The organism is Edwardsiella anguillarum ET080813 (assembly GCF_000264765.2).
Lineage (GTDB): Bacteria > Pseudomonadota > Gammaproteobacteria > Enterobacterales > Enterobacteriaceae > Edwardsiella > Edwardsiella anguillarum.
This window is the reverse complement of the sequence record NZ_CP006664.1, coordinates 2,440,868-2,456,061: the sequence shown is the minus strand read 5'-3', so window position 1 is coordinate 2,456,061 and position 15,194 is coordinate 2,440,868. Positions and strand designations below refer to the sequence as shown.

Genomic DNA, 15,194 nt, shown 5'->3' with positions numbered 1-15,194 from the left:
TCATGGCATACACAGTTGCTCTCACCGGCGGTATCGGCAGCGGTAAATCCACCGTGGCTGAGACCTTTGCCCGCCTCGGCGTGCCGCTGGTCGATGCCGACGTCATCGCCCGTCAGATGGTCGAGTGGGGACAGCCGGCCCTGGTGCAGATTGCGGCCCACTTCGGCGCGCGGGTTTTACGGGCGGACGGCAGCCTGGATCGCACCGCCCTACGTCATATCGTTTTTGCCCAGCCGCAGGAAAAAGCCTGGCTTAACGCCCTGCTGCACCCGCTGATCCAGGCGGAGACCCAGCGTCAGCTGGCGCAGGTAGCGGCCCCCTACGCCCTATGGGTGGTGCCGTTGCTGATCGAGAATCACCTCACGGCGCAGGCGGATCGTATCGCGGTCGTCGATTTGCCCGTCGAACAGCAGCTGGCGCGTACCCAGGCGCGCGATGGTCTCAGCCATGAACAGGCGCAGCGTATCCTCGCCGCCCAGACCACCCGGGAGCAGCGCCTAGCCTACGCCGATGATATTATTGATAACAGCGGGTCCGCCGATGCGCTGGCCCCACAGGTCGCCGCCCTGCATCGCCTCTATCTGGCGCTCGCGCAGGCGGCCGCCGCCTCGACAGGATCACAAGCATGAGTGACGCCGCTCCGACCATACTGTTTGAATACCCGCTCAATGAAAAAATGCGTACCTGGCTGCGCCTGGAATTTCTGCTGCAGCAGTTGCTGCAGCATCGACCGCAGCGCGATACCAGCGGTGCCCTCACCTTCTTTCGTACCCTGTCCGACCTGCTTGATGTGCTGGAGCGCGGCGAGGTGCGAACCGATCTGCTCAAAGAGCTGGAGCGCCAGCAGCGCAAGCTGATGCAGTGGCTCAACGCACCGGGCGTCGATCAGGAGATGATCCATGCGTTGAGCCAGCGTCTAAAGCAACAGGCCGCCGTCCTGATGGCAGCGCCCCGTATCGGCCAGACGCTGCGCGAAGATCGCCTGGTCGCCTTGGTCCGCCAGCGGCTAGGGATCCCCGGTGGCTGCTGCAGCTTTGATCTGCCGACGCTCTACCTGTGGCTGAGCCTGGATCAGGCCGCGCGCGATCGTCAGATCGACGCCTGGATAGCCTCCTTGGCACCGCTGACGGACAGCCTGACGCTGGTGCTGGATCTGCTGCGCAAGGCCGCCGCCTTTAAGCCGATGACCAGCCTACACGGCTTCTACCAAGATAATGCCGACGGCGCCGACATGCTGCGTATTCAGCTGGCGCTGGATCTGCAAATTTATCCGCAGGTTTCCGGCCATAAGAGCCGCTTTGCCATTCGCTTTCTGCCGCTGGACAGCGAGCATGGCGTGGTGCCGGATCGCCTGTCGTTCAATCTGGCCTGCTGCTGAGCGGCGGCCTTAGGGAGTTAGCAATGGAAAACGAGATCATCACCGTCGCCTGCCCGACCTGCGGCAGCGCGGTTATCTGGGGAGAGCAGAGTCCTTACCGCCCGTTCTGCAGCAAACGCTGCCAGCTTATCGATCTGGGCGAATGGGCCAACGAAGAGAAGCGGATCGCCAGCGACGCGACCCACTCCGACAGCGAAGAGTGGAGTGAGGGAGACGACCGCTGAGGCTTCGTCCCCTCGCTCACCGCAATTGAGGCGCCCGATAGGCGCCTTTTTTTGTGCGCTATCCCTGGGCGCGCAGCGCTTCGATTATCGCCCGGTTTGGCGCAGGAAAATCGGCGGCACACAGCGAGGCCGCCGCGACCCAGCGGGTCTCTTGCCCCTCCCGGCCACAGGGCTCCCCCTGCCAGGCGCCGACCAAAAAGAAGTGCAGCACCACCCGCCGATCGCTGAAGGTATGCTCGATACGCCGCAGCAGCTGCGCTGACGCCGGCGCTACCGAGATCCCCACCTCCTCTTGTAGCTCACGCGTCAGCGCCTGCCGGGCGTGCTCTCCCGGCTCGATTTTACCGCCGGGAAACTCCCACAGACCGGCCAGATGGCTGCCGGACTGGCGCCGGGCAATAAAGATCTCCTGCCGTGCGTTGCGAATAATTCCGACGGCAATCTGCAGCGTCGGTAGCGACTGGGTCATCTCTACCTCTCCTTGAGCACGGAGTACCCGTAAGATAAAAAAACAGGGAGGCGCACTGCGCTTCCCTGTCGGTGATCACCTAATGCCCAAACGATCAGGCATTGAGGCGTCCATGGCACTGCTTATACTTCTTGCCGGAGCCGCACGGGCAGGGATCGTTGCGCCCGATCTTGCGATCGCCGGTCTGAGACGCCATCTCCTGCGCCGCCGCGCTCTGATCGTCCAGATGGCTCAGCTGCTGCTGACGGGCCAGACGCTCGGCGTCCTCGCGGCGCTGGCGCTCCAGCGCCTCGACCTCTTCCGGCATCCGCACCTGCACCTTGCTCAGCACGCTGATCACCTCATACTTAAGGGACTCCAACATCGCCGCAAACATGGCAAAGGATTCGCGCTTGTACTCCTGCTTGGGATCTTTCTGCGCATAGCCACGCAGGTGAATCCCCTGACGCAGGTAGTCCATCGCCGCCAGATGCTCTTTCCACAGGGAGTCCAGGGTCTGCAGCATGATGCCCTTTTCAAAGCTGCGCATCATTTCGCTGCCAACCACCTCTTCCTTGCTCTGGTAGCGCTCCACCGCCATCGTCAGAATACGCTCGCGCAGCGTCTCCTCATGCAGCTCCGGCTCTTTATCCAACCACGCCGTAATCGGCAGCTCCAGATCGAAGTCATTGCGCAGACGCTCTTCCAGCCCGGCGACATCCCACATCTCCTCCAGAGACTGCGGCGGGATATAGCTGTCGATTACCACCTTAAAGACATCCTCACGGATGCTGTTGATGGTATCGACCACATCACCGCCGTCCAGCAGCTCGTTACGCTGAGTATAGATGGCGCGGCGCTGATCGCTGGCCACATCGTCGTACTCAAGCAGCTGCTTACGAATATCGAAGTTCCGGCTTTCCACCTTACGTTGCGCGTTGGCGATCGCCTTGGTCACCCACGGGTGCTCAATGGCCTCGCCCGGCTTCATCCCCAGCTTGCGCATCATGTTGGCCACGCGATCAGAGGCGAAGATACGCATCAAGGAGTCTTCCAGCGACAGATAGAAACGGGAGGAGCCCGCATCCCCCTGACGACCGGAGCGGCCGCGCAGCTGGTTATCGATACGGCGCGACTCATGGCGTTCGGTGCCGATAATGTGCAGACCGCCGGCGGTCAACACCGCGTCGTGACGCGTTTGCCACGCCGCCTTAATCGCCTCGATCTGCGCTTCGGTCGGCGACTCCAACAGCGCGATCTCTGCCTGCCAGCTGCCGCCAAGCATGATATCGGTACCGCGGCCGGCCATGTTGGTGGCGATGGTGACCGCGCCCGGCTGACCGGCCTGAGCAACGATATCGGCCTCTTTGGCATGGAACTTGGCATTCAGCACGCTGTGGGCAATGCCGGCCTTCGTCAGCTCATGAGAGACCATTTCAGATTTTTCGATGGAGACCGTACCCACCAGCACCGGCTGCCCTTTGGCCGTACGCTCGCGGATATCCTCGATGATCGCCGCGATCTTGTCCTGCTCGGTCATGTACACCAGATCCGGCAAATCCTTACGGATCATCGGGCGGTTGGTCGGCACCACAATGGTATCCAGCTTATAGATAGAGCTGAATTCGAAGGCTTCGGTATCGGCGGTACCGGTCATCCCGGCCAGCTTCTCATACAGACGGAAGTAGTTCTGGAAGGTAATGGAGGCCAGCGTCTGGTTTTCGTTCTGGATCTGAACCCCTTCCTTGGCCTCCACCGCCTGATGCAGACCGTCTGACCAGCGGCGCCCCTGCATGGTACGACCGGTGTGCTCATCGACGATGATGACCTCACCTTCTTTCACGATGTAGTCCACATCGCGGGTAAACAGCGCGTGGGCGCGCAGCGCCGCAGTCACGTGGTGCATCAGCATGATATTGGCAGGGGAGTACAGCGATTCGCCCTCATCCATAATCCCGGCGCCGGCCAGCAGCTCTTCAATCAGCACCAGACCGCGCTCCGTCAGGTTAACCTGACGGGTCTTTTCATCGACGGAGTAGTGTCCATCGCCCTGGAACGTATCGGAATCCTCTTTCTCCTGACGCTTCAGGTGCGGGATCAGCTTGTCGACCTTGATGTACAGCTCGGAGCTGTCTTCTGCCGGACCGGAGATGATCAGCGGCGTGCGCGCTTCATCGATCAGGATGGAGTCCACCTCATCCACCAGCGCATAGTGCAGCTTGCGCTGAACGCGCTCTTCCGGGCTGAACGCCATATTGTCGCGCAGGTAGTCAAAACCGTATTCGTTGTTGGTACCGTAAGTGATGTCGGCCGCATAGGCGGCGCGCTTGGCCGGCGCCGCCATGCCCGGCAGGTTGATGCCGACGCTCAGGCCGAGGAACTCAAACAGCGGGCGGTTGTTTTCGGCGTCACGCTGGGCCAGATAGTCGTTGACGGTCACCACGTGTACCCCTTTACCGGTCAGGGCATTCAGGTAGGCCGGCAGGGTCGCCGTCAGGGTTTTACCTTCACCGGTGCGCATCTCTGCGATGCAGCGCTCGTTCAGTACCATACCGCCCAGCAGCTGCACGTCGAAGTGACGCATACCAAACACGCGCTTGCTGGCCTCACGGACGGTGGCAAACGCCTCCGGCAGCAGGCTGTCCAACGCGGCGCCCTGCGCCAGACGCTCACGGAACTCGACGGTCTTCGCCTTCAGCTGCTCATCGCTGAGCTGCTCCATCGCCGGTTCCATGTGGTTAACCTGCTCAACCACTTTACGCATGCGGCGCAGGGTACGATCGTTACGGCTGCCAAAAACCTTGGTCAATAATTTAATTAACATAGTTATACAATCTCTCATGGGTGGCCCAAACCACCCGGGTCAAAACGCGGACAAAAAGGGAAACGGTAAACTCAGGCGGCGATAGCGGGACCGGCGCGGATCCCCTGAACCCGGGCCAGCCACAGCGCCGGGAGGTGCCCATGGGACGACGGCGCGTAGCGCGACGGCCACGGGTGCAGCGGCGTAGCATAAAGCGTAGGCTGACGGGTCAGTAGTGAACTGAGCGAGCTGAGCAGCACCAGGTGCTGGCGCTGCTGCTCTGCAGATAGACAGTTTTGAGCGTGCGGCGGCGTCAGGCGACTGCTCAGCTGACGGATGGCGATACGCAGCGCGTACTGATGCCAGTAATCAACCCCCTGTCCCCGGCGCTTACCGGACAGCAGCTGCAGGGAGACATGGCTGTGATGCGCGGCGATCAGCCGCTGCAGGGTAATGGTTTGCGCAGAGGGGCGCGGCTGCTCAGCGTTGGCCAGCGACGGAACGCCAAGCGTCGCCGCCACCATCCCCCACAGGAGATGCGGCCAAAAATAACGTCTGCCAAACTGTCGCCAACGCTTTAGAATACCAATCACATGCCGTACCGAATCAATAGCCCTAATAGCCGCGGAGCCGTATTTATGCGTGATAGTCGCCCACAATCCCTGGATACCCTGCTGGATGACAACGCCGCCGTTGACGGCATCCTCAAAAACGTTCAGCAACGCGCAGTGGCATTACTCCGACTCGATCGGGCAGTACAAGCCCTGCTGCCGGCGCCGCTGAAACCGTTTTGCCGCGTCGCCAACTTTCGTCAGGGCATTCTGGTGCTGGAAGTCGCCAACGCCAGTTGGCTGATGCGCCTGCGCTATGAGCAGAGCAGTCTACTTTCCGCACTCAGGGGAGAGATTTTACCATCATTGTCGTCGATCGACATCAGGATTAATCCCGCCCTGATGTGTCAGAGTGGGAAAAATGCGCAGTCGTTCGCACAGGAAAGGCAGAAGAGTGCGCAGGAGGAGGCGGTAATGCGCACGCTGAGCGTAGAAAGCGCACAGCAGCTGCGCTGGCTAGCCGGTCAAAGCCCGGAGGGATTGCGTAAAAAACTAGAGCGACTGGCTGCGCTGGCCGGAGAGAGTACCGACACAGCCAGTCGTGATAAGAAGCGCCGCTCCTGAGCCCGTTGGTTAGGCCAGAACGGTTGACGGTGCGCGGAACGCCAGCGGCATCTCCTCACCGTCTTCAAAGGTCACCAGCTCCCACGCTTCCTGCTTCGCCAACACGGTCTGCAGCAGACGGTTGTTCAACGCATGGCCGGACTTGAACGCAGTAAAGGCGCCGATGATATTGTGCCCGCACATGAACAGGTCACCGATAGCATCCAGCATCTTGTGGCGCACAAACTCATCCTCAAAGCGCAGGCCGTCTTCGTTCAGCACGCGGTAGTCATCCACGACAATGGCGCAGTCAAAGCTGCCGCCCAGGCACAGGCCACGGGACTGCAGATACTCAATGTCGCGCATGAAGCCAAAGGTACGCGCACGGCTAATCTGACGCACAAACGCATCGGCAGAGAAGTCCAGGCTATAGCGCTGCGTACTCGCGTCGATGGCCGGGTGGTTGAAGTCGATGGTGAAGTCCAGGCTAAAGCCGTTATACGGCGCCAGCTCGGCCCACTTGTCACCGTCCTCGACCCGCACGGCCTCTTTGAGGCGCAGGAATTTCTTGGCGCAGTTCAGTTCGTCGATTCCGGCATCCAGCAGCAGGAAGACAAACGGCGCGGCGCTGCCGTCCATGATCGGAATTTCAGCCGCGTCGACCTCGATAACCAGGTTATCGATCCCTAACCCCGCCAGAGCGGCGTTCAGGTGCTCTACGGTAGAAATACGCACATCATGCTCATTAACCAGGCACGTACAGAGCATGGTGTCACGCACCGATTTGGCATCAGCCGGGAAATCGACCGGAGGATTCAAGTCAGTGCGACGATAGATGATCCCGGTGTTTGCCGCAGCCGGGCGCATGGTCAGCGTGACTTTCTTGCCGGTATGCAGCCCGACACCCGTCGCCTGAACGATACGTTTTATGGTCCGTTGTTTGATCATCGTGTTATCTCGCAGTGTTTATCCGTCCTAACCACCTCTAAATGATAATTACTATACATTAAAGGCGGCAAGACAGTTTAGCACAAAGAGCGGAGATCCCCAATACTCAGTCGGCCTGCTTACGCAGGAAAGCCGGAATATCCAGGTAGTCGTCAGACTCTTTCCCGCTCGGCACGCTCTGATCGTTAACCACTTTGGCCGCGGCCGGCTTGCTCTCCTGCGGCAGCGGCGACAGGCCGTGCTGCTGGTAGCGCTGGTCGATCACCGGCTGCTGCCCCTGCTTATTGGACACCAGGGTGATCTCCGGACGCTTGTCCATGCCAATACCAGTGGCCACGACGGTTACGCGCAGCTCATCGTTCATATCCGGGTCGAGAGAGGTACCGATAACCACCGTCGCGTTGTCAGAGGCGAAGGCGCGAATAGTGTTACCGACGGTCTCAAACTCGTCTAGGCGCAGGTCAAAGCCCGCGGTGATGTTAACCAGTACGCCGCGGGCACCGGACAGATCAATGTCCTCCAGCAGCGGAGAAGAGATCGCCATCTCTGCCGCCTCTTCCGCACGGTCTTCCCCGCTGGCCATACCGGAACCCATCATGGCGTAGCCCATTTCAGACATCACGGTACGTACGTCGGCAAAGTCGACGTTCATCAGGCCCGGACGGGTGATCAGTTCGGCAATACCCTGTACCGCCCCCTTCAGCACGTCGTTGGCCGCGCCGAAGGCATCCAGCAGGGAGATGCCGCGTCCCAGCACCTTAAGCAGCTTATCGTTGGGGATGGTGATCAGCGAATCGACGTGCTTGGACAGCTCGGCGATACCCTGCTCGGCAAACGCCATACGACGCTTACCTTCAAAGTTAAACGGCTTGGTGACCACGGCAACGGTCAGGATGCCCAGCTCTTTTGCCACTTCCGCCACGACCGGCGCAGCGCCGGTGCCGGTGCCGCCGCCCATGCCGGCTGCGATGAAGACCATATCGGCCCCATCCAGCGCAGAGCGCAGCGCTTCACGATCTTCTTCCGCCGCGTTGCGTCCGACCTCCGGATTGGCGCCAGCGCCCAGCCCTTTAGTAATGCCGCTGCCGATCTGGATGGTCTGGCCAACGGCCGTCTTACGCAGGGCCTGTGCGTCGGTATTCACCGCAAAAAACTCAACGCCTTCAATGCGTTCACGCACCATGTGCTCAACGGCGTTGCCGCCGCCGCCGCCGACGCCGATGACCTTAATCACCGCGTCATTGGTTAATTCCATTGGTTCAAACATAGTTTCTCTCCGTCTTGTGCCTGTCGCTACGGAATCATTAACGCGTAGAATGATCCCTTTTTTCAAACATTAAAACTCTTTTCTCAGCCAGCCATTGATTTTCTTAAACCAATTGCCAACTGAGGCACGTTTTTCGACTTCGGCCTCACCGCTCAGGTGTGACTCTTTGCCGTAATGCAACAGCCCAACCGCCGTGGAATAGTACGGCGCCTGAGCATAATCCGTCAGACCAGTGATGTTCAGCGGCTGCCCGATGCGTACCTGGGTATGGAACACACGCTGGGCGCAGGCGGCAAGCCCCTCGATCTGCGCCGCACCGCCGGTCAGAACAATGCCTGCCGCCAGATGGTGCTTCACTCCCTGCTGACGCAGCTGCTCCTGCAGCTGCAGCAGCTCATCGTTGACCAGGTTCAGCAGCTCGGCATAGCGTGGCTCGATCACCTCAGCCAGCGTTTGACGCTGCAAGCTGCGCGGCGGGCGTCCCCCCACGCTTGGAACCTCGACGCTTTCATCTTTGCTGACCAGCGAGCCCAGCGCGCATCCGTAGCGCACTTTAATCGCTTCGGCATCCGTCGGCGGCGTGCCGAAGGCGTAGGCGATATCACTGGTCACCACGTTACCCGCGTAGGGGATAACTTTGGTATGGCGCAGCGCACCGCCGGTATAGACCGCCATGTCCATGGTGCCGCCGCCGATATCCACCACGCAAACGCCCAGCTCACGTTCATCTTCCGTCAGCACCGCATAGCTGGAGGCCAGACCGGCAAAAATCAGCTGATCCACCTTCAGACCACAGCGCTCCACCGCCTTCACAATATTCTTCGCCATATCATTATGGCAGGTGATCAGGTGAACCTTGGCCTGCATCCGCACGCCGGACAGTCCCACCGGGTTTTTAATCCCTTCCTGATAATCAATGGCATATTCTTGAGGAATCACATGTAAAACCCGGTGCTCATCGCGAACGCGCACTGATTTTGCGGTATGCACCACATTTTCCACGTCTTCCTGGGTCACTTCTTCCTCCGAGATCGGCACCATCCCGATCTCGTTCTGGCAGCTGATATGCTTGCCGGACAGCGCCAGATACACGGACGATATCTGACAGTCCGCCATCAGCTCCGCCTGATCGATGGCCCGCTGCACGCATTTCACCACCGACTCCAAATCGTTAACGCCACCCTTGTCCATGCCGCGCGACGGGCAGCTGCCCACGCCGATAATATTGACCATGCCATCGGGCAGAACCTCCCCTACCAGCGCAGCGACTTTTGCCGTACCGATCTCCAGCCCAACTACCAGTTTTCTGTCCGTCGACTTGATCATTGTTGTTTAGCCTGTGCCTGATTCTGTTGCTGATTCTGTTGCTGATTCGCGCCGGCCGGCGGCGTATCGATGTACGCCGGCGCCCAGCCTACCGCAGCGCCACTGTCATAACGCAGATCCACATAACTGACACGCTGATGCGTGGCCTGGGCCTGCTGCTGCAGCGCAGGATAGAGTTCGTCAAAGCGGGCCAGCCGCCCGGCGACATCTTCGCGCCCCAGCTCCAGACGGATATCGTTATCCAGCCCCAGCTGCCATGAGTGACGGGCACTCATTGAGACCATCTTCAGCGTAAAGTTATCCTTCGCCAGCGTCTTGCTCATCGCGCGATAACCTTCCAGAACATCCATTTCACTGCCCTCCGGCCCGTACAGCAGCGGCAATGGCTGTTTGCCGGTTCTGTCGGCCGGAACGCTGAACGATTTGCCGTCGCTGTCCACCAAACGCAAATCGTTCCAGCGCGCCACCGGGACATACTCCACTACGTGGATCTTCAGCTCATTCGGCCACTGCTTGCGCACGCTGGCCTGCTTAATCCACGGCAAACGCTCTATCTGCTGCTGGATCACATCCACATTCTGAGTCATAAACGTCCCCGGCGGACCCAGCGCCAGGATCGCCTGGCGAATATCGTCGTTGCGCGTAAAGTGGCGTTCCCCGGTCACAACCAGCTTGGACATCGGCATCCGGCTGGCGTCCTTCATCCAGTTGACGACCATCCAGCCACCCCAGCCGATACCGGCCAGCACCAACAGCAGAAACAACATCCCTGCCAGACGCATCCCGTTGCTGCGCCGCAGACGGATGCGGCTACGGGGTGAACCGCTCGGTTCCCGCGAGTTCAGGGCTGCCTGAGACATATCAATCCGCTAACTCCAAAATCCGCACCACCAGCTGCGAAAAACTCATCCCAGCCTGACGGGCGGCCATCGGAACCAGGCTGTGGCTGGTCATGCCCGGCGCCGTGTTAACCTCCAGCAGGCAAAACTCCCCGCAGGCATCCTGCATCACATCCACCCGTCCCCAGCCGCTGCATCCCAGCGCCTTATAGGCGCGGCGTACCAGCGCCGCCAGCGCCTGCTCCTGCTCATCGCTCAATCCGCTGGGACAAAAGTACTCGGTCTTATCCGATAAGTACTTGGCCTCATAATCATAGAACGCGCCGGCAGCCTGGATACGGATCGACGGTAAAATTTCATCGCCGATAAAGGCCACGGTGTATTCTGGACCGGCGAGCCATTTTTCGATCAGGATCTCGTCATCATGGCGCAGCGCCTCGACCAGCGCCGGATCGAACTCGCACGGCTCGCTGACCTTGCTCATACCGACGCTGGATCCCTCGCGGCTGGGCTTCACAATCAGCGGCAGGCCGAGATCGTTAATCTCGCGCAGCGTATCCATGGTCAGCCCCTCGTCAAACTGCTCGCGACTGATGGCAACGTAGGGTGCCACCGGCAGCCCGGCGGCCTGCCACACCTGCTTGGAGCGCAGCTTATCCATGGTCAGCGCCGATGCCATCACACCGCTGCCGGTATAGGGCAGCTGCAGAAACTCCAGCACCCCTTGCAGGGTGCCATCTTCACCGCCGCGGCCGTGCAGGGCGATAAATACCCGCTCAAAGCCGGCTTCCCGTAATTGTGTTGCAGGAAACTGCATTGTATCAACCGGATAAGCATCGATACCGGCCTCTTTCAGACCTTTCAGCACCGCCTGCCCCGACAGCAGGGAGACGTCGCGCTCGGCAGAGGTGCCGCCCAGCAATACCGCTACTTTTTCTGCCATCGTCGTTTACTCCGTTACCGCGGACGGCTGCAGGCGGCACTCCGCCAGCACCCGCGCCACCCGGCCAATATTACCGGCGCCCTGGGTCAGAATCAGGTCACCCTCTTGCAGGAACTGCGCCAGCGTCTGCGCCAACGTCGCCGGCTCCGACACCAGCACCGGGTCCAGCTTGCCGCGCCCGCGAATGGTGCGACACAGCGAGCGGCTATCCGCGCCGGGGATCGGATGCTCGCCGGCAGGATACACATCCAGCATCAGCAGGACATCTACCTGTGACAATACGTTGGCAAAGTCATCATACAGATCGCGGGTACGGGTAAAGCGGTGCGGCTGGAAAACCATCACCAGGCGGCGATCCGGCCAACCGGCACGGGCGGCCTTAATGGTGGCATCTACCTCCGTCGGATGATGTCCATAGTCATCCACCAGCATCACCTTGCCCGGCTTATTGTTGACGTGCTGCAGGCTAAACTCCCCCAGGAAGTCAAAGCGACGCCCGGTGCCCTGAAACCCGCTCAGCGCGCGCAGGATAGCCTCATCGTCGATCCCCTCTTCGCTGGCTACCGCCGCAGCGGCGGCCGCATTCAGAGCATTGTGGCGACCTGGTGCATTTAGGGTCACCGCCAGGCGTGGACGATCCTGACGACACAGGAAGAAGGTTCCCTGGGCGCCGCACTGGCGGTACTCCTCAATGCGGACATCGGCATCCTGGCTAAAGCCATAGGTGGTCACCTGGCGCCCGACGCGCGGCAGCAGCTCGCGGATCACCGGATCGTCGATGCACAGCACCGCCCGGCCATAAAACGGCAGGTTGTGCAGAAAGTTGATAAAGGTCTGCTTCAGGTTTTCGAAATCGCCGTGATAGGTATCCATATGATCGGCTTCGATATTGGTGACGATCGCCACCATCGGCTGCAGATGCAAAAACGAGGCATCGCTCTCATCGGCCTCGGCGATCAGATAGCGACTGGAACCCAAGCGGGCGTGTGTGCCGGCCGCTTTCACCAGACCGCCGTTAACAAAGGTCGGGTCCAGCCCGGCCTCGGCATAAATACTGGAGACCATCGCCGTGGTGGTGGTCTTGCCATGGGTTCCGGCAATGGCGATACCGTGGCGGAAACGCATCAGCTCCGCCAGCATCTCCGCGCGGCGGATCACCGGAATACGCGCCTCGCGGGCGGCGATAATCTCCGGGTTATCGGCGGCGATCGCGGTCGATACGACCACAACGCTGGCATCGCGTACGTTTTCCGGGCGATGGTTAAAATAGATCTGCGCGCCCAGCTCGCTCAGTTGCTGGGTCACCGCGTTGGGCGCCAGATCGGAGCCGCTGATCTGATAACCCTCGTTGGCCAGCACCTCTGCAATACCGCCCATGCCAGCGCCGCCGATGCCGACAAAGTGAATGTGCCGGACACGGCGCATCTCCGGCACCATGGTACGCAGTTTAGCGAGCTGTTGAGTATTCACTGTCTTGTTCACTTTAATCCATTTTCACTGTCCGAGTCGGTCTCCCCACCCGGGTTGATATTAACGCGCCACGTCGCAGATCGCCTCGGCGACCCGCTGGGTTGCATCGGTGATCGCCGCCGCCCGGGCCTTTTCCGCCATCAGTAACAGCGTAGGGCGATCCCAGCCCGCCAGCGTCTCCACCACCGCATCGACGCTAAAATCGGGCTGTTCAATAATTCTGGCGGCACCGGTACGTGCCAGCGCCGCCGCATTCCAGTACTGCTGACGATCCTTGTGCATAAAGGGCACAAACAGCGCCGGTAAACCGGCAGCGGCGATCTCGCTGACCGTCAATGCGCCGGATCGGCATACGACGACGTCGGCCCAGGCATAGGCCGCCGCCATATCGTCAATAAACTCGGTTACCCGATGCTCCTGCAGCCCCAGGCGCTGATACTCCGCCTCGACCGACAGCTGGGCCCCTTTCCCGGTCTGATGCCACAGGGTCACCCGCTCCCCGAGACGCGCCGCCACCGCGGGTAGCGTCTGGTTCAGGATCCGGGCGCCCTGGCTGCCGCCGACCACCAGCACCCGAACGGGGCCGGTGCGTCCGGCCATCCGCTGCGCCGGCGCCGGCAGCGCCAGCACATCCTCACGCACCGGATTTCCCACCACCGGCGCATGGGGAAAGGCACCGGGAAACGCCTGCAGTACCCGTTTAGCTATCTTGGACAGCCAGCGGTTGGTCAACCCGGCGATCCCGTTCTGCTCGTGCAGCACCACCGGAACGCCGCACAGCCAGGCGGCCAGACCGCCCGGGCCGGAGACATAGCCCCCCATCCCCAGCACCGCATCGGGACGGTACGCCTTGATAATTCGCCGCGCCTGCAGCACCGCACGCACAATGCGGAACGGTGCGCCGAGCAGCGCCTTGATCCCTTTGCCGCGCAGGCCCGAAATCTGAATAAAATCGATCTCGATGCCGTGCTGTGGAACCAGCTGCGCCTCCATGCGATCCGCGGTACCCAACCAGCGGATCTGCCATCCCTGCGCCTGCAGATAGTGCGCCACCGCCAGCCCCGGGAACACGTGTCCTCCGGTACCGCCGGCCATGACCATCAACCGTTTGTTTCCTTGATGATTCGCCGCGCCGCTCATCGTGACCCCTTAACCACCGCCTGGGCATTCGCCTGGCGGGTTTCATAATCAATGCGCAGCAAAAATACCAGCGCCGTAGACATAATAATCAGGCTGGAGCCGCCGTAGCTTATCAGCGGCAGCGTCAGCCCTTTGGTCGGCAGCATGCCGGCCGCCGCGCCGACGTTAACCAACGCCTGAAAGCTGAACCAGACGCCGATGGCGCAGGCCAGAAAGCCGGAAAAACGCTGATCGGCCTCCAGTGCGCGCCGTCCGATGGACATCGCACGAAAAGCGACGAAGAATACCATTAACAGCGTAAGAACCACACCGAAATAGCCCAGCTCCTCGCCGAGGATGGAGAAAATAAAGTCAGTGTGCGCCTCCGGCAAATACTCCAGCTTCTGAACCGAGTTTCCCAGCCCCTGCCCCCAAAACTCGCCGCGGCCAAAAGCCATCAGCGACTGGGTCAGCTGGTAGCCGCTGCCGAACGGATCGGCCCACGGATTCCAGAACGACGTTACGCGTCGCATACGGTAGGGCTCGGCGATAATCAGCAGGATCACCGCGAAGATCCCCGAGCCGATGATCGCCAGGAACTGCCACAGCTTGGCCCCCGCCAGGAACAGCAGCCCCAGCGTCGTCACAAACAGCACCACCACGGTTCCCAGGTCCGGCTGCGCCAGCAGCAGCACCGCCAGCACCACCATCACCCCCATCGGCTTACAGAAGCCCCAGAAGTTATTGCGCACCTCATCGACCTTGCGCACCAGATAGCTGGCGAGATAGCAAAACAGCGACAGCTTAGAGAACTCCGCCGGCTGAATACGCAGCGGTCCCAGCGCGATCCAGCGCGAGGCGCCGTTAACCGAGCTGCCGACCACCAGCACCACCAGCAGCATCGCCACCGACAGCAGCAGCATCGCATTGCTCCAGCGCTGCCAAAACTCCATCGGAATGCGCAGGGTCACCATAGCGAGGCCGAAGGCCAACGTCAGGTAAAGCGCGTCGCGCTTGGCAAACAGAAACGGATCGTCCGCCAGGCGCTGTCCGATTGGCATCGACGCCGACGTCACCATGATAAAGCCCATCGCCGCGAGCCCAAAGGTCAGCCACAGCAGCGTCCGGTCATACAGCACCACCCCGGCACTGTCGGCTTCGCCAGCGCCCATCACCCAGTCGCGCAGGCGCAGCATCCCACCCATCAGCGGCAGGGAAAAACGCGGCAGACGCAGATGCGGCAGGCGGGGGCGAGGCAGCGCGAGACGCAAACGC

General features: G+C 60.9%; 15 protein-coding genes. 4 read left to right on the top strand and 11 right to left on the bottom strand.

Annotated elements, in window-relative coordinates:
* The first annotated feature begins 2 nt into the window (after positions 1-2).
* From coaE to yacG, 3 genes are read left to right on the top strand one after another with little or no spacing between them, the layout of a single operon-like run.
* Positions 3-629 carry a dephospho-CoA kinase gene (gene coaE / locus ETEE_RS11025; protein ID WP_034163151.1) on the top strand — a complete coding sequence of 209 codons (627 nt, stop codon included), beginning with the start codon at positions 3-5 and terminating at the stop codon, positions 627-629.
* Positions 626-1,378 carry a cell division protein ZapD gene (zapD, locus tag ETEE_RS11020; protein ID WP_034163150.1) on the top strand — a complete coding sequence of 251 codons (753 nt, stop codon included), beginning with the start codon at positions 626-628 and terminating at the stop codon, positions 1,376-1,378. The genes coaE and zapD overlap by 4 nt, the downstream gene beginning before the upstream one ends.
* Positions 1,379-1,401: 23 nt before the next feature.
* Positions 1,402-1,602 carry a DNA gyrase inhibitor YacG gene (gene yacG, locus ETEE_RS11015; RefSeq protein WP_034163149.1) on the top strand — a complete coding sequence of 67 codons (201 nt, stop codon included), beginning with the start codon at positions 1,402-1,404 and terminating at the stop codon, positions 1,600-1,602.
* Positions 1,603-1,660: 58 nt separating this feature from the next.
* Here yacG and mutT read toward each other — a convergent pair whose 3' ends face one another.
* The 3 genes from mutT to secM form a co-directional block, all read right to left on the bottom strand.
* Positions 1,661-2,071 carry an 8-oxo-dGTP diphosphatase MutT gene (mutT, locus tag ETEE_RS11010; RefSeq protein WP_034163148.1) on the bottom strand — a complete coding sequence of 137 codons (411 nt, stop codon included), beginning with the start codon at positions 2,069-2,071 and terminating at the stop codon, positions 1,661-1,663.
* Between the two features lie 94 nt (positions 2,072-2,165).
* Positions 2,166-4,874 carry a preprotein translocase subunit SecA gene (gene secA, locus ETEE_RS11005; RefSeq protein WP_034163147.1) on the bottom strand — a complete coding sequence of 903 codons (2,709 nt, stop codon included), beginning with the start codon at positions 4,872-4,874 and terminating at the stop codon, positions 2,166-2,168.
* A gap of 71 nt (positions 4,875-4,945) precedes the next feature.
* Positions 4,946-5,446 (bottom strand): secA translation cis-regulator SecM, encoded by a 501-nt coding sequence (secM, locus tag ETEE_RS11000; protein WP_034163146.1) that lies wholly within the window; start codon positions 5,444-5,446, stop codon positions 4,946-4,948.
* A 45-nt stretch (positions 5,447-5,491) separates the two neighbouring features.
* Here secM and ETEE_RS10995 point away from each other — a divergent pair, with 45 nt between their 5' ends.
* The gene (locus tag ETEE_RS10995; RefSeq protein WP_034163144.1) at positions 5,492-6,028 is read left to right on the top strand and encodes a DUF721 domain-containing protein; all 537 of its coding nucleotides are present in this window, start codon (positions 5,492-5,494) and stop codon (positions 6,026-6,028) included.
* A 9-nt stretch (positions 6,029-6,037) separates the two neighbouring features.
* On the opposite strand, the gene lpxC is transcribed toward ETEE_RS10995, so the two are convergent.
* From lpxC to ftsW, 8 genes are all read right to left on the bottom strand, one after another.
* Entirely contained in the window at positions 6,038-6,955 is a 918-nt protein-coding gene (lpxC, locus tag ETEE_RS10990; protein WP_012847514.1) for a UDP-3-O-acyl-N-acetylglucosamine deacetylase, read from the bottom strand.
* A gap of 106 nt (positions 6,956-7,061) precedes the next feature.
* Entirely contained in the window at positions 7,062-8,222 is a 1,161-nt protein-coding gene (gene ftsZ, locus ETEE_RS10985; protein ID WP_034163143.1) for a cell division protein FtsZ, read from the bottom strand.
* Between the two features lie 69 nt (positions 8,223-8,291).
* The gene (gene ftsA, locus ETEE_RS10980; RefSeq protein WP_012847512.1) at positions 8,292-9,548 is read right to left on the bottom strand and encodes a cell division protein FtsA; all 1,257 of its coding nucleotides are present in this window, start codon (positions 9,546-9,548) and stop codon (positions 8,292-8,294) included.
* Positions 9,545-10,408 carry a cell division protein FtsQ gene (gene ftsQ, locus ETEE_RS10975; protein ID WP_034163142.1) on the bottom strand — a complete coding sequence of 288 codons (864 nt, stop codon included), beginning with the start codon at positions 10,406-10,408 and terminating at the stop codon, positions 9,545-9,547. The genes ftsA and ftsQ overlap by 4 nt, the downstream gene beginning before the upstream one ends.
* Position 10,409: 1 nt before the next feature.
* Positions 10,410-11,330: a D-alanine--D-alanine ligase gene (locus tag ETEE_RS10970; RefSeq protein ID WP_034163141.1), complete on the bottom strand. Its 921-nt coding sequence runs from the start codon at positions 11,328-11,330 to the stop codon at positions 10,410-10,412.
* Between the two features lie 6 nt (positions 11,331-11,336).
* Positions 11,337-12,800, bottom strand: coding sequence for a UDP-N-acetylmuramate--L-alanine ligase (gene murC / locus ETEE_RS10965; protein WP_034163140.1), 1,464 nt, complete (start codon positions 12,798-12,800; stop codon positions 11,337-11,339).
* A gap of 60 nt (positions 12,801-12,860) precedes the next feature.
* The gene (gene murG, locus ETEE_RS10960) at positions 12,861-13,940 is read right to left on the bottom strand and encodes an undecaprenyldiphospho-muramoylpentapeptide beta-N-acetylglucosaminyltransferase (RefSeq protein WP_034163138.1); all 1,080 of its coding nucleotides are present in this window, start codon (positions 13,938-13,940) and stop codon (positions 12,861-12,863) included.
* A complete protein-coding gene (ftsW, locus tag ETEE_RS10955) occupies positions 13,937-15,190 on the bottom strand; it encodes a cell division protein FtsW (protein ID WP_174434951.1) in 1,254 nt (417 codons plus the stop codon). Before ftsW ends, murG begins: the two co-directional genes overlap by 4 nt.
* Positions 15,191-15,194 lie beyond the last annotated feature (4 nt).